The following is a 13,703-nucleotide window of genomic DNA, read 5'->3' on the forward strand; positions in this document are numbered from 1 at the left end:
CCGATATAGGCTTGCAGTTCTTTCCGTCTTCTAACTATTTTTTAGCATAATGCTGCAATTACTTAACTGTTACAGAGACCGTTACAGTCTTACCGTCGAATTTACCTTTAAAGGATGTCGATCCCTTCGCCACCCCTGTAATACTGCCAATTGACCATTTGGCTACCGATGGCTTCGAGTTGGTCCAAGCTACAAGACCTGTCACATCAACTGTTTTACCAGTATCATACAGAGCTGTAACCACTACCGTCTGCTTGGCACCCGGGGCCAGTTGGAGACGTGTTTCATTCACTGTCAGTTTGGTCAGCTTAGGAATCACGTTGACTTTCAGACTGATATCAATTCCTTGATAGGAGCCTTTCAGTGTAGTCGTGCCTTCAGCGATCGCTTTTACGGAAGAGCCAGTCACCGTAGCCGCTGCAGGATTGCTGGATTCCCATTTGATGCTGCTGGACAGGTTACCTGTTTTTCCGTTGGAATAATAAGCCGTTACTTTAACCGTCTTGCTATTCTTGATGTTCAAATCCAGTGAAGCCGGCTCAACCACAATCTTGGTAATCTTCTGCTCAATAGTTACCGGGATTGTGATAGTCTTGTTGGCATACGTCCCTTTCAGGTTCGCACTGCCTTTAGTGAGTCCTTTAATGGTTTGACCGCTTGCGCTTGTCTTGAGTACGGCATTCGTGCCAGAAATCTCCCACTTGATCTTATCCGAGGTCTCACGCTCGTCGCCGTTCTCCATAACCGCTCTTACCGAAGGCATAGGCTTCTCTTCACCGGTAACCACCACAAGGTTGTCCTCAGGTCCGATCAGTACCAGCACTTTATCCTGAACCGTAAGCTTCAATTCCACGCTCTTGTTGCGGATATCTGCTTTGGAAGCGGTGACGCCGCCCTCTTTGATTTTACCGGTCAGAGTGACAGTCCCTGCAGATTTACCTTCAATCTTACCGTCCTTAATCAGAGCGATTTCTGCATTACCGGAAGTCCATTCCACCTCTTGGCTCAGATCAATCTTGGAGCCGTCGAGTTTGGTTCCGTCTACTTTTGGCAGACCCAGCGTGTCTCCCTTGAACAACTCTTGCTCTGTCTTCTCGATAGACAATGCAGTAATCGTTGGCAGCACTTTTACCTTAATATCTCTGCTAACGCCTCTATACTCCGCTTTGATGGTAGAGTCCCCCACACCCTTAGCCGTAATGTCCGCAGCGTCTGCTTCGGGTTTGGCTGTAGCTACCAGTTGATCACTGGATGTCCAGGTAGCGTTCAGGGATACATTCAGCGTAGAGTTAGCTGCATCTCTTACCTCAGCCTTTACATCCAGCACTTCGCCCATGAACAGCGTCTGATCCTTGGAAGGACTCAATAGAATCGCTTCATATGGCGAGCGGACATAGACGTCTACTGTAGCCTTAACGCCGAGGCTTGTGATCGTAATCACTGTTTTACCTGTAGCCAGAACTTTGAGTTCTCCATCCTTGACCGTAGCTACAGCCGGATTGGAGGAACTCCAGTCTCCCTTGGTAGTCAAATCTTCTGATTCCGATACCGCTGCCGTTTTGCTGAACGCTGTCAATTTGATAGAACTGTCCCCGATCAGGGTCTCAACATCCTTGACTACTTTACCGTTCTGCTTAATTTCAATCTCGGTAAAAGCAACTTCTACTTCAGCCTTATATGTAGCCGTCAAACCTTTGTATTTTGCTGTAATGGTGGACTTGCCCTCTTTCAGAAGATTGACTTTACCTTCCGATATCGTCAATACACTGCTGTCAGAGCTGGACCATTCAACATCTTTTGTAACATCAGTCGCTTCGGTAATGGACTTTCCACCAAGTACCGTTGCTTTGATTGTCCGCTTCTCTTCACTGTCTCCCAGCTTGTAAATGCCCTCTTTATGTTCAATCTTCAGGTCTTTAAACGGATGAGTAACCGAGACCTCAATAGTAGTCAACGCAGTATTATAAATCGCAGTAATTGTAGCTGTACCACTGTCGAGCGGGGTCACAAGACCATTCACAACCTTAACGGCAGCAGTATTCGAGGAGCTCCAGCTTACTGCGCCCGTCACATCCTTCTTGGAGGTAGACCCTTCCACATTGGCGAACACTCTCAACTGTTTCGGTGACTGCCCTACAACCAGATCCAGCTTGGCCGAGCTTTCAAACTCAATCGAGTTGATATCTCCCTTCTCCGCAAAGACGCTTGCCGGGAATACCACGGTAGCCAGCAATGCAAAGATGAGGAGCAGCTTCGTCATTTTTCTATTCACAGTCATCATTTCTCTCCTTCTGTTTTAATGTTGTCCCAGGGATGCATTCCCACACTCTTCCACTACTATCGACATTTTGCATCGAAGTGTTTACTCTTTCTGAGATTATGGAGGCTTAAATTCACAATTCAGGACTTTATGACTATAAAATTTCCGTTAAAAGCAGTGCCATCGCCTTATGCGGAATTTAACTGCCGAAGACAATCCAATAACATAAAAAAGCCAAGCAGCCACTCCGAATAAAACTGAGGAATCGCTGTTTGGCTTTTGTGTCTACAATTTTTATATCGATAGGCTCGCCTGTTTCACTGAAGCCAGCTCGCCGCGGCATTCGTTTACGCCTGCTTGCGTGATCTTCACCTGGCACAGCTCACCTTGCAGGGAATCATCACCTTCAAAGAAGACCTGCAAATAATTGTCGCTGAAGCCATGCTGTGTACTCCGGCCCGGAGCATCCTTCGCAGACCGCTCGGGAATCACATTCAGCGTCTGCCCAACGAACTTCTGCGCGTACGCCAGCTGCATTTCCTCGGACAAGTCAATCAGTTCCTGCACACGGGCATTCTTGATCTCTTCATCCACCTGATTGTCCATGCGAGCAGCCGGTGTACCTGTCCGTTTGGAGTACGGGAATACGTGCATTTCCGAGAAATTGACCGCCTTCATGAAATCATAGCCGGCACGGAACATTTCATCGGTTTCTCCCGGGAATCCAACAATGACGTCAGTTGTAATGCCGACATCCGGCATGGCCTGACGAATCAGCTGCATTTTGGCGTAATATTCTTCGGTTGTATACTTCCGGCGCATCGTCTTCAGCACATGGTTATGTCCAGCTTGCAGCGGGATGTGCAGATGACGGCACATTTTGGAGGAGCGGTTCAGCACTTCAAGCAGCTTCTCATCGATCTGACTGGCTTCAATGGAGGAAATCCGCACGCGCTCCAGTCCATCTACCTTGTCCAGCTCCCAGAGCAGATCGGACAGACGATAGTTGTCAAGGTCATCCCCATAGCCTCCGGTATGAATGCCGGTCAGCACGAATTCCTTGTAACCGGACTCCACAAGCTGATGTGCCTGAGTCACAATGCTCTTCGGATCACGGCTGCGCGACAGTCCACGCGACCAAGGAATTATACAGAAGGTGCAGAAGTTATTACACCCGTCTTGAATCTTCAGGAACGCCCGTGTCCGGTCAGCAAAAGCCGGTACGTCCATTTCCTCAAACTCACGGGTCTTCATGATATTGCGAACCGCATTCACCGGCTGGCGCGATTCCTGAATGTTCTTCACATGCGTCATGATCTGATCCCTGTCCTGGTTGCCGATCACGAGATCGACACCCGGAATATCAAGAATCTCCCCTGGGGACGTCTGTGCATAGCAGCCCGTAACAGCTACGATGGCCTCAGGGTTGCGGCGTACAGCGCGGCGGATCATCTGGCGACTCTTCTTATCACCAGTATTGGTAACAGTACAAGTATTGATCAGATACACATCGGCGGTACCCTCGAAATCCACCTGCTCGTAACCTTCATTTTTGAACAGTTGCCAGATGGCTTCGGTATCATAGAAATTAACTTTGCAACCCAACGTATAAAACGCTACGGATGACATCTCTTAAGCTCCCCCCATTTCTCCGGATTCATATAACAGGCATGCTGCAGCTACCATCCCTGCCGTCTCACAGCGCAGGATGCGTCGTCCAAGACCGACAGGCACGGCACCGGCCGCCTCAGCTTTAGCGGCCTCTTCGACTGTAAAGCCGCCCTCTGGTCCAACTACCACCATTATTTTGATAGCAGACTGGTCCTGCAAAGCTTGTAGCTTTGGAGCCGCGGCGCTGCGCAATTGCAGACCTTCTTCCTTCTCATAGCAAAAATACACGGCGTCATATTCCGCAAACGATTGCAGCAAAAGCTTCCAGGATACTGGAGGCTCTACCGGAGGGATGATGTTCCGGTGGGCCTGCTCTGCGGCTTCCTTGCAGATTTTGCGCCATCGTTCTAGACGCTTGCCTTCCTTGCGTTCGTCATACTGCACAATGGTGCGTTCTGACAAAAACGGCTGAAAGGACACAGCACCGATCTCAGTACATTTCTGGATCACAGTCTCCATCTTGTCGCCTTTAGGAAGGCTTTGGGCTACTGTAATCTTGACGCGCGCTTCATGCGTCATTTCCAGGACTTCCACTACATTCGCTGTAACTTCTCCAATTTCAATCTGAACAATTTCAACCAAGGCTTCACGGGAGGACCCATCGCTGACAATCAGCTTGTCCCCTTCCTTGCCGCGCATGACCTTGGCGATATGGCGAGCATCCTCGCCGCCGATAGTTACGGTATCGCCGCTGAACTGCTCCGGCGTCACAAAATATCGCTGCATCGTATCAACATCCTGTCCGTTATTCAGGCGCCGGGGGACATAGGTCCTGCCTCTGCAGGCTGGCCCCCGCCATCCGGCGCAACATGATAAGCCGTCTTAACGCCAAAAACCATCATACAACGTTTGCCATGCTGTGACCAGCCTTATTGCCCGGCTTTAGCTGCCGAACATCCAGAGGAACATCTTTAGAAAACTTCGGGTCATTTGATCGCCCCAAATATGCAGCGGAGTAATGGTGTACGCTCTCAATGCCGGAATAAATAGAATCAGCAGGAAAATCAGGCTTCCCCACTGCTCATACTGCTGCAGCCGCCCGCGGATCGAACGCGGGGCCAGATCTTCGACAATCCGGTAGCCGTCCAGTGGCGGAAGCGGGATCAGGTTGAACAGGAACAGGAAGAAATTCCACTGAATGAACATACCGAAGAACAAATACACGGCCTGAAGCAAACGAACATTGGTAATGGCTTCGATCGTACCCGTCGCCAGCAGCGCCGCGTAGATCAACGTTCCGAGAATCGCCAGCAACAAGTTACTGATTGGTCCTGCAATAGACACAATAATCCCCATCAGACGTGGGTTTTTGAAGTTGTCCCGATTAACCGGAACGGGCCGCGCCCAACCGAAACCGACCAACAGCATCAAAATAACGCCCAGGAAATCAAAATGAACGGCAGGGTTCAGCGTCATGCGGCCCAGCAGCCGTGCTGTGGGATCGCCGAACTTGTTGGCAAAATAAGCATGTGCAAATTCATGCACCGTAAATGCGATTAATAGTGTGATCAAAAAAAACGGTAACTGTTCAAGCGGTATACTAATAAAATTTCGCAAAAAATCCATCTTTACCTCTTTCCGGCTGTAAATGCCACCCAATCTTCTTCACGGGTAATTTCGATAATCTCAAAGCCGGACGCCGTCAGCGCCTGTGACACCAGACCTTCCTTGTCCTTGTAAATGCCGGAGGTAATGTAGATGCCGCCCGGCTTCAGCGCCCGGTAAACATCATCTGTGAACAATACGATAATCTCTGCGAGAATGTTAGCCACCACAATTTGCACTGGCAGTGTAACGCCAAGACTATCCCCGGCAGGATTCACTTCAGGTTGTACAGAGACATTGGCCTCTGGTCTTGCCGATGGCCACATGTCTCCGGCCGCTGTATCAGCGGCCTTTTCGCCGCCTAATAGCGACAGCAAGTCGCTTTCTTTTACAGTAATGGACTCTTCAAGCCGATTTAGCGCCACATTCTCCACTGCGCTCTCCACGGCAACGGGATCAAGATCCAGCGCCAGCACAGAACCTGCGCCCAGCAGCATCGCACCGACCGCCAAAATGCCGGACCCGGTGCCGACATCAATGACTTCTTCGCCGCCAGTGATATTCTTCTCCAGCGCCCGCAAGCATAAAGCTGTCGTGGGATGTGTGCCCGTACCAAAGGCCATGCCAGGGTCGATCTCAATAATTTTTTCGTTCGGACTTTCCGGCGTATACTCTTCCCAAGTCGGCTTGATGGTCAATCGCTCCGATACGCGCAGTGGCTTGAAATACTGCTTCCAGGCATGTGCCCATTCTTCTTCATCCACAGTTTTCCAGGAGATTAGAGCTTTGCCCGGATCAATGCCATATTCCCGCAGTTCCTCTACACGGGGAGTCAGCTCCGCAATCACTTCATCCATATCCACAGACTCTGCGTAGTACCCTTTAATTACTGCTTCCCCTTCGGGGATATCATTCAGCGGCTCATCATACAGTTCGCCGTAACGGGTATCCCGCACTTTGCCCAGTATGCCGGATTCCTCGATGGAAACACCGCCCGCGCCTGCTTCATATAAAAAATTAGATATCATTTCTTGCGCTTCTTCGGTTGTATGTATCGTTACTTCATGCCATAACATCTTGTTGGAATCCTCCTTAAATTTGCGAACATTACCAGTATAACATTTCTCCTTGCCTGAGCGCCAAACTGCACGCATAGAGACGCTGAATTAAACTTTTACAACGGTAGGCTCGTGTCCTGGCTCCTGCAGAAACAATCCAGGGTATGGTCATTCACCATGCCGGAAGCCTGCATAAAGGCATAACATATGGTGGTGCCGACGAATTTCATGCCTTTCTTCTTCAGCGCACTGCTCATAGCATCAGATTGCGGGGTGCTGGCAGGCACTTCCGCCCTGCTCTTCCAGTGATTTAGGACAGGCGTTCCGCCAACAAAGCTCCATAAATAATTCGAAAAGCTGCCTTCCTCCCGGATAATTTCCTGATACACGCGCGCATTATTGATGACGGACAGGATCTTCAGCCGATTGCGGATAATCCCGGCATCCTGCATCAGTTCGGCAATTTTTGACTCATCATAAGCACTAATCTTCTCGGGATCGAAACCGTCGAACACGATCCTGAAGCGCTCCCGCTTTTGCAGCACCGTGTACCAGCTTAGTCCTGCCTGCATCCCCTCCAGCATCAGCAGTTCGAACAGCGCCCTATCGTCATACAAGGGTTGTCCCCATTCCGTGTCGTGATAAGCAATATACAAGGGATCAGCGGTGACCCAATCACATCTTTTAATCGTCATCTCCTCCTCTCTCTCTTTAATATTGTGGTGTCTTATAGACACCTTCTTTTGCCCTGCCTTGACAACGTCCTATTAATGTATACGAAAAAAAGGGAAGAACACAAGGTTCTCCCCATTAAAATAAGGTTAATATTTTGAATTATTTTCCCCAAGTACACTAAGGCTGCAGCTGCACCCGGGTCTCTTTATCCGGCTCGTCGGTCGTGTAGTAGAACATATATAGCGAGGCTTCTGTTTGTTTGAAATCCTTATAGACATCAATCGCCTTGTTGTTGCCATCACCGGCGAAGTTGACCGTTACCGGTCTGCCAAGAATTCTGTCTTTACCAAGGTTAATATGGGTCTGGTTGATCCCGCCAAAATGGGCATCCTCGCTTCCAGTCTCTACGTACAAGTCATTCCCCCGCATATAGTACGTCCACTGAACAGGATATCCACCAACCGCTCTGTCCAACGTCTGCTTTTTAGTAGAGATGTCGGTCAAGAGAACCGGTGTCTTGTCATCTTCATGGGTTGTAACCTTATATTTGCCTACAAAAGTGATCGGCGTCTCCTTGGTGATTACCAGATCGGAAGGCAACTCGAACTTGTAGTTCATCAGATAGGGATCATCCTTGGGCGAACGGAACAACCCGCCTTCAAGCGTTCGTCCATTTACTTCAAGTGCCATTTTTTTATATGGTATATCCGCGAACCCTTTAACCTTAGATCGTACGGCCACCCGGATTTGGGTAGGCGTCACCACCATTTTTTCGATGATATGGTCGGAAACCCCAGGCTCTAGTGGAAGATTCAGCTCCGTCTTGATCGTTCCGCTCTCCATCTGCTTTTTACTTAACTGCAGATCAAATGCCCAAGGTCCGTCTATATTTTTTTCTACCTTGGTATATTGCAGTTTGTAAGTCGTCTGTCCCGCAGGCAAGTCACTGCTTTTAAAATATTGCTGGGTTGTATAATCGCCATTATCATTCGGCTGACCATAGGTACTTCCAGACAGTGCGTGCAGCGTCTTTCCTTGGACAATCGGAGCAATCTGCGGATAAGCCCAGGCTTTGCTTTCTACCCGATCGAAAGTAATCGCCGAGGAGAGAAGTATTTTATCAGCGCCTTGCTTGAACGCTTTGACCTCGATTTTTTGCATGCCATCCTTGGCGATCTGGAAGCTCTGTGCCTTCTCGGAACTGCTGTCCAGCTGCAAGTCCACTTCCTGCTGGCTGTATAACTGGAGAATATCCGCAGTGAGCCTAACTTTCGCCGTATCCTGCTTTGGGGACCAATCACTCTCGAAATAACCGTTATATCTCTGATTCTTCTCATCCCACTGCAAATAGCTAAATTCTCCTTCGCTATTCTTTCCATGTTCATCCTTCAAGCTCATGCCCTTAAGATCCCAGAACTCAGTATCCGCACGTTTCCCGACATCCAGATTGTATAAAATGACCGTCCGGTTCTCATCCACAATCGCCGTGCGAAGCGTTAGTGTAACGCCACCTTTGCTGATTGTCTGCCCCAGTGGCTGACCCATATTCTGATCCAGAACAGCCTGAAGTCCCCCTTTGTCCCGCAACACGTTGCCCCAATCATAATGAATGGCGGCATACACCGGAGCAGCAGCCAATAGTGCGCTGAGTGAAGCGGCCATAGCAATTCTGCGCCAGCTTTTGTGGCGTCGTGTAGATACACGGGCCGGTGTAGAATCCACCACAGCAGAGGTATGACCGGCTTCTTCCATCCTGTTCCACATGTTCTCAAAATCAGGATAAGGCACGTTCTCATCCTTATTTAATTGACGCTTTAGCGTAGGCTCTATTTTGTCCATAAGATTCTTCCTCCCTGTCTTGAGTGTGCACCCCTGCTTCTAGCAGAATGCCTTTCATTAATCGAAGTCCCTTATGCAGTCTGGATTTCGTCGTTCCCAAGGGGATCGACAACAAGCCTGAAATCTCGGCTAGACTAAAATCATGCATGTAACGCAGTGTCACTACCGCCCTGATTTTGTCCGGCAAACGCCTCATGTACCCTGCCCACTCCACTGCGGATTCCCGTTCTTCCGCCAGCCGGTCTACCGGCTTCTCTTCATTTCCTGTGAATATATAGGGATGATCTGCAACCTTCTCATTCAGGCTGCGCCGTCGCCGCAAATGATTCAAGCATTGGTTGACTGTTATTTTCATGATCCAGGCCCGTAAATGCTCGATATGTTCCCGATTGCTGCGGAAAACTGTAATGAATACTTCTTGTGTCAGGTCCTCCGCATCCGCCGCATTATGGACCATGTAATAGCAGGTTCGGTACACTTCCCTGTTAAAGACTTCGAATAGTTCCCGATTGCTCTCCAATGTTCCCCCTCCTCTCTGGTCTCGGATATCTATATAACAATTGAGCCGCCCAAAAGGTTCATTCAGAATATGCAAAGAAACAAAATAAAGAGGGCAAGCCGTCTGCTTGCCCTCCATCGGTCCGGGATATGTATGCCACAGCATCCACCACTTATTTCTTGGAATTGTAATCGCCGATCCTGATTCCCCAGACACTGTCCTTGCGGTGCGCAGCGGCCTCCTGCAGAGCTGGAAGCCTGGTATCATGCGGATAATGCCGCTCCAGGTAAGAAGCGAACGTACTACGCAGCCCCAGCTCATTTTCCAGCTTGTTGAACTCATTGGGATGCTTCTCCAGCTCCGCCAAAGCCTCTTCCCAGCGGCTGAGATCAGTGTTAGAGGATTGACCATCGCCAATCTTTTGCGCCAGCTCACGCAGTTCACGGTAGGCGAACTTGACGCTGGAGGAATAGCGCTGCTTTTGATTAAGATAGGTGAGTAGTGCGATCACCAGCACGAGTCCGCCCCATAATATGATGTTGTCCATTGTCTCTCCTCCAGATTCTGCAACAAATTCACTGATAGCAAGGGATACGGTACGCTAGCCGGGAAGACCATACTTTTCGATCCAGCCCTCCACCGACTTTTCAAACTTGTTCCGGGTCATGATTTCATGCGTAATGAAATGTCCTTTATAGAACAGACTGTAGCTGGTATATGGAGTGGGTGCGTTCTGCGCTTCTTCTGTAGTCATTATTCGGCGCACCTGCAAAGGGATTCCGCGTTCCTGCGCGCCTGTCTCAAGCTCACCTATATAATAGCTGGTATATGGGCACTGTGCGGTATAAAACAGTTGTAATCCTTCCGAAAATTCCACCTTTTGACTCTGTACAGTTGCCTTGAATTTCGGTGTTGGCGCAGTCTCGTTGAATTTCAGAACTACCAGTTCAAAATAAGGTGGTGCCTGGTCACAAACCTGAAAACCGTTATGCAGAAAATAGGATTTGTCTGACAGATACGGCTTCTTCGTCCTGCCTGTTACGGCCACAATGCCGTTAGCTCCTTGCGCTTCCTCCAGGCATTCAGCCAGCAACTGCGCGCCGTGTCCCTTCCCCTTGAAGGAACCCGCTACCCATAGGCAATTGATAAATAAATAACCAGGTGCCTCTACCGGACACCAGGCGTAATCCGCCGGAAGATATTCAATAAATACTTTCTGCCTAACATCCAGTTTTTTGAATCGCAGCCCTTCCTGGAAACGTTCTTGTAGCCATTCCTTCTTCAGCCTAACTCCCTCCGCACACTTCTTGTCCGAGATCGCACAGCATATATGCTGCTGCTCAATATTGTTACTATTCAACGTTATAATGGCAGTATCACTCATCTCAAAAAACCACCTCCCCACAATAGCTTGATTTTCAAATTCAAATATGAAAGCGAATTCAATTATTCAACCAGAACTGCTGGAGTTTCTGGGTATCCTGAAGCACGAACTGATCCGGCAGATCATCCAGACTGGAACAGGCGGAGAACTTATAAGCACTGTTAATATCATAGGTTTTGAAATAGTAGCTTCCAGCGTCAGGAGAGAGCCGGGCTGAGCCATCTGGATGCTTACGTACAGAGAATGAGGTCAAGGGATGCGATAAGCCGCTACCGAGCGCTTTTACATACGCCTCCTTCAACGTCCATATCTCGTAAAAATAATCTGTCCGCGCTTCCTCCGGACGCAGCATTAAATCCTCATATTCCTCGTCTGAGAAAAAGCGTTCCGCGATCGTCAAGTCGATAGGCCGGATCTCTTCGATATCTACTCCAAGCCTGCCTGTTCCATAAATTAAGGACACCCACTTGCCCGAATGAGAGACATTGAAGGAAAAGTTCTCTTTGCCTTCCAGATGTGGCTTTCCATACTTATTCTTCTGAAAATGAATTTCCTGATTGGGAATACCCAGTTCCTGGCGAATCACCGTCCGGACCAGAATTTCTCCGAACAAGGAGCGGTAAGCATCCTCAAGGCGCAAAAATCTGCCGATCCCATTACGACGTTGCACCGAAACTTTGGACTGCCAGAATTCATATGTATTACTGTCCAGCTTACCGGGTATTTCCAATAGTACAATTTGCGACAATATCATCACCCAGCTTTATGTTTATTGAGCACTACTCCTTTGATTATACACCCCGAACACGCAAAAAAGCCCCATCAAGTGGGGCAATTTCTAATATTTTCTTTTACTTTTTCTTCAAAATCTCGTGCAACTGCCGTTTATCAGCTTCCAGTGACCGCTCCTGAGCTTCCAAATCATCATGATCTGCTTCTGCGGCTGAGAATTCAACATCCTCCAATTTAGCTTCGTACAACATCTTCTGCTTGTCTGTCTTGGAGAAAATTTTGGAGTTCTCTCGATCCATCGTGGCCTCACAATCCTTTCGGGTTTAGTCGTGCTATCTATTGTTTTAGATAAAGCCCCCAGCTTCTTCGATCAAACGCAGCGCCCTGTCATACGAGTCCGAATCCACCACTACAGTCAATAAAATATCTCTTCCCGTGGGGCCGCCATCTCCCCCGTGGCTCATCCCGCTGGCGCTGGTATCCGCCGCCGCAAGAATGCCGGTATGGCTGCGGTCAGCAGTCATTGAAGCCATGCCAGCAATATTCCCAGTGACCGGATTAATGCTCTGGACCGGACCGTTCCCGCCATATTTGCTAAAGCGGTCGATCGAGAGCTCAATTACCCGCAGCGCTTGTAGCTTTCTGGATACCCCCTCAGCTTCCTCCGGGCTTTTAAAATAGGACAAAATAGAGCGTTCCGGCATCATATCCCCGCTTTCCATTGTAATCAAGCCCCGCATGCGGCTAAGGTTATATTGTCTTAACTCCCTTGAGTTTATGCTTCTATTCCAATACAAAAAAACAGCAGGCCGGAGGTTATCCTCCAGCCTGCTGTTTTATATTAGAAACGATACGCTTTATTCCCCACGGAACGCACGCTTCACACGGTCAAAGAAAGATTGCTCCTGCTCATGCGTATTCTCTCCATTGAGGGCTCCGAACTGGCGCAGCAAGTCTTTCTGCTCTTCGCTCAGCTTGCTTGGCGTTACCACGATGACTCTGACGTGCTGATCACCCTGGCCGTTACCACGCAAGCGTGGTACGCCCTTGCCCTTCAAACGGAAGAAAGTACCCGTTTGCGTCCCGGCTGGGATCTTGAGCTTCACTTTCTCAGTCAAAGTCGGGATCTCAATCTCGTCACCGAGTGCTGCCTGAGCAAAGGTAAGCGGTACCTCGCATAGAATATCATCGTTCTCGCGCTCAAAGAAATCATGCGGCTTCACACGAATGACAATGTACAGGTCGCCCGCAGGGCCGCCCCGTAAACCGCCTTCGCCTTCACCGGTCATACGCAGTTGTGCGCCGTCATCAACACCAGCTGGAATGCGAACATGAATCTTGCGCTGCTTCTTCACCTTACCGTTGCCGGCACAAGTGGTACATTTCTCTTTAATGACTTTACCGGTCCCGCTACAATTTGAGCATGGACGACGGTTGCGCATTTGGCCAAGTGGCGTATTCTGCACGAACTCCTGCTGACCGCTACCGCGGCAGACCGAACAAGTCTCAGGCTTCGTACCCGGCTTAGCACCGGAACCAAAGCAAGTGTCGCAGTCCTCGGTACGTGGAATTGTAATATCCGTTTCCTTGCCGAACACCGCTTCCTTGAACTCAATGGTCATTGTATACTGCAAATCGCTACCGCGCTGCGGAGCATTAGGATCACGGCGTCCGCCGCCGCCGAAGAACATATCGAAGATATCGCCCAGGCCTCCGAAGTCTCCGCCACCGCTGAAGCCGCCGCCACCCATACCCTGGTTAGGATCGATATGGCCGTACTGGTCATATCTTGCACGCTGCTGACCATCGCTCAGAACGTCATAGGCTTCCTTCACTTCCTTGAATTTAGCCTCGGCATCGCTGGCTTTGTTCACGTCCGGATGATACTGGCGGGCCAGCTTACGATAGGCTTTCTTGACCTCATCGTCTGAAGCGTCTCTTCCAAGGCCCAGCACTTCATAATAATCGCGTTTATCTGCCACTGCATTCACCTCCGTACCTCTAATTCCGCCCGACAATTCATACTATTCCTCTATCGTT

Annotated in this window: 14 protein-coding genes; all 14 read right to left on the reverse strand. The window is 49.4% G+C overall.

Features of this window, described 5'->3' with window-relative positions; genetic code table 11:
- Positions 1-58: 58 nt before the first annotated feature.
- The 14 genes from ACFVU8_RS12230 to dnaJ all read right to left on the reverse strand — a co-directional run bounded on the left by ACFVU8_RS12230 (position 59) and on the right by dnaJ (position 13,645).
- Positions 59-2,278, reverse strand: coding sequence for a translocation/assembly module TamB domain-containing protein (locus tag ACFVU8_RS12230; RefSeq protein WP_387428013.1), 2,220 nt, complete (start codon positions 2,276-2,278; stop codon positions 59-61).
- 276 nt (positions 2,279-2,554) lie between these two features.
- The gene (mtaB, locus tag ACFVU8_RS12235) at positions 2,555-3,889 is read right to left on the reverse strand and encodes a tRNA (N(6)-L-threonylcarbamoyladenosine(37)-C(2))-methylthiotransferase MtaB (protein WP_066364304.1); all 1,335 of its coding nucleotides are present in this window, start codon (positions 3,887-3,889) and stop codon (positions 2,555-2,557) included.
- Between the two features lie 3 nt (positions 3,890-3,892).
- Positions 3,893-4,657 (reverse strand): RsmE family RNA methyltransferase, encoded by a 765-nt coding sequence (locus tag ACFVU8_RS12240; protein ID WP_379465835.1) that lies wholly within the window; start codon positions 4,655-4,657, stop codon positions 3,893-3,895.
- 156 nt (positions 4,658-4,813) lie between these two features.
- The gene (locus ACFVU8_RS12245; RefSeq protein WP_175372830.1) at positions 4,814-5,497 is read right to left on the reverse strand and encodes a site-2 protease family protein; all 684 of its coding nucleotides are present in this window, start codon (positions 5,495-5,497) and stop codon (positions 4,814-4,816) included.
- 2 nt (positions 5,498-5,499) lie between these two features.
- Positions 5,500-6,552: a 50S ribosomal protein L11 methyltransferase gene (gene prmA / locus ACFVU8_RS12250; RefSeq protein WP_387427575.1), complete on the reverse strand. Its 1,053-nt coding sequence runs from the start codon at positions 6,550-6,552 to the stop codon at positions 5,500-5,502.
- A gap of 98 nt (positions 6,553-6,650) precedes the next feature.
- Positions 6,651-7,229: a DNA-3-methyladenine glycosylase I gene (locus tag ACFVU8_RS12255; RefSeq protein ID WP_175372828.1), complete on the reverse strand. Its 579-nt coding sequence runs from the start codon at positions 7,227-7,229 to the stop codon at positions 6,651-6,653.
- Positions 7,230-7,386: 157 nt separating this feature from the next.
- The gene (locus tag ACFVU8_RS12260; RefSeq protein WP_387427576.1) at positions 7,387-9,048 is read right to left on the reverse strand and encodes a DUF4179 domain-containing protein; all 1,662 of its coding nucleotides are present in this window, start codon (positions 9,046-9,048) and stop codon (positions 7,387-7,389) included.
- On the reverse strand, positions 9,008-9,568 hold the full coding sequence (locus ACFVU8_RS12265; RefSeq protein ID WP_387427577.1) for an RNA polymerase sigma factor: 561 nt from the start codon (positions 9,566-9,568) through the stop codon (positions 9,008-9,010). Before ACFVU8_RS12265 ends, ACFVU8_RS12260 begins: the two co-directional genes overlap by 41 nt.
- Positions 9,569-9,719: 151 nt before the next feature.
- Entirely contained in the window at positions 9,720-10,094 is a 375-nt protein-coding gene (locus tag ACFVU8_RS12270; protein WP_387427578.1) for a hypothetical protein, read from the reverse strand.
- Between the two features lie 54 nt (positions 10,095-10,148).
- Positions 10,149-10,931, reverse strand: a complete 783-nt coding sequence (locus ACFVU8_RS12275) for an N-acetyltransferase (RefSeq protein WP_387427580.1) — start codon at positions 10,929-10,931, stop codon at positions 10,149-10,151.
- 58 nt (positions 10,932-10,989) lie between these two features.
- A complete protein-coding gene (locus tag ACFVU8_RS12280) occupies positions 10,990-11,679 on the reverse strand; it encodes a 4'-phosphopantetheinyl transferase family protein (RefSeq protein WP_387427581.1) in 690 nt (229 codons plus the stop codon).
- A 103-nt stretch (positions 11,680-11,782) separates the two neighbouring features.
- Positions 11,783-11,962: a YfhD family protein gene (locus ACFVU8_RS12285; protein ID WP_175372822.1), complete on the reverse strand. Its 180-nt coding sequence runs from the start codon at positions 11,960-11,962 to the stop codon at positions 11,783-11,785.
- 45 nt (positions 11,963-12,007) lie between these two features.
- Positions 12,008-12,367 (reverse strand): hypothetical protein, encoded by a 360-nt coding sequence (locus ACFVU8_RS12290; protein ID WP_379465948.1) that lies wholly within the window; start codon positions 12,365-12,367, stop codon positions 12,008-12,010.
- Positions 12,368-12,520: 153 nt separating this feature from the next.
- Entirely contained in the window at positions 12,521-13,645 is a 1,125-nt protein-coding gene (dnaJ, locus tag ACFVU8_RS12295) for a molecular chaperone DnaJ (protein ID WP_175372821.1), read from the reverse strand.
- Between the last annotated feature and the right edge of the window lie 58 nt (positions 13,646-13,703).

The sequence above is a fragment of the Paenibacillus sp. NPDC058177 genome, from assembly GCF_042883835.1.
GTDB classification, from domain to species: Bacteria; Bacillota; Bacilli; order Paenibacillales; family Paenibacillaceae; genus Paenibacillus_AQ; species Paenibacillus_AQ agri.

Bases quoted from the DNA above. Each gene is read 5' to 3' on its own strand.
- ACFVU8_RS12230 (WP_387428013.1), bottom strand. From the start codon at position 2,278: ATGACTGTGAATAGAAAAATGACGAAGCTGCTCCTCATCTTTGCATTG.
- ACFVU8_RS12245 (WP_175372830.1), bottom strand. From the start codon at position 5,497: ATGGATTTTTTGCGAAATTTTATTAGTATACCGCTTGAACAGTTACCG.
- ACFVU8_RS12290 (WP_379465948.1), bottom strand. From the start codon at position 12,367: ATGCCGGAACGCTCTATTTTGTCCTATTTTAAAAGCCCGGAGGAAGCT.
- ACFVU8_RS12255 (WP_175372828.1), bottom strand. From the start codon at position 7,229: ATGACGATTAAAAGATGTGATTGGGTCACCGCTGATCCCTTGTATATT.
- ACFVU8_RS12240 (WP_379465835.1), bottom strand. From the start codon at position 4,657: ATGCAGCGATATTTTGTGACGCCGGAGCAGTTCAGCGGCGATACCGTA.
- ACFVU8_RS12270 (WP_387427578.1), bottom strand. From the start codon at position 10,094: ATGGACAACATCATATTATGGGGCGGACTCGTGCTGGTGATCGCACTA.
- ACFVU8_RS12260 (WP_387427576.1), bottom strand. From the start codon at position 9,048: ATGGACAAAATAGAGCCTACGCTAAAGCGTCAATTAAATAAGGATGAG.
- mtaB (WP_066364304.1), bottom strand. From the start codon at position 3,889: ATGTCATCCGTAGCGTTTTATACGTTGGGTTGCAAAGTTAATTTCTAT.
- ACFVU8_RS12285 (WP_175372822.1), bottom strand. From the start codon at position 11,962: ATGGATCGAGAGAACTCCAAAATTTTCTCCAAGACAGACAAGCAGAAG.
- prmA (WP_387427575.1), bottom strand. From the start codon at position 6,552: ATGTTATGGCATGAAGTAACGATACATACAACCGAAGAAGCGCAAGAA.
- ACFVU8_RS12275 (WP_387427580.1), bottom strand. From the start codon at position 10,931: ATGAGTGATACTGCCATTATAACGTTGAATAGTAACAATATTGAGCAG.